The 390-nt window shown below is 64.6% G+C and carries 1 protein-coding gene; it reads left to right on the forward strand.

Going from position 1 to position 390, the window contains the following annotated elements:
* Nucleotides 1–20: 20 nt before the first annotated feature.
* Nucleotides 21–390: cbb3-type cytochrome c oxidase subunit I (locus DBV35_RS29405; protein WP_245944152.1), on the forward strand; the 370-nt coding region annotated here is incomplete at its 3' end.

The raw sequence follows: 390 nt of genomic DNA on the forward strand, positions 1-390 counted from the left end.
CCCTCGGTGGCGTCAACTTCGTGACGACCATCGTCTGCATGTGCGCGCCGGGAATGACGATGTTCCGGATGCCGATCTTCACCTGGAACATCTTCATCACCGCACTGCTGGTGCTGATCGCGTTCCCGATCCTGACCGCCGCGCTGCTGGCGCTGGCCGCGGACCGCCACCTCGGTGCGCAGATCTTCAACCCGGCCAACGGTGGTGTGGTGCTCTGGCAGCACCTGTTCTGGTTCTTCGGCCATCCGGAGGTCTACATCGTCGCGTTGCCGTTCTTCGGCATCGTCTCGGAGATCTTCCCGGTGTTCTCCCGCAAGCCGCTGTTCGGCTACAAGGGCCTGGTCTTCGCGACCATGGCCATCGCGGCGCTGTCGGTCGCGGTGTGGGCGC

Source organism: Acuticoccus kandeliae (assembly GCF_003073115.1).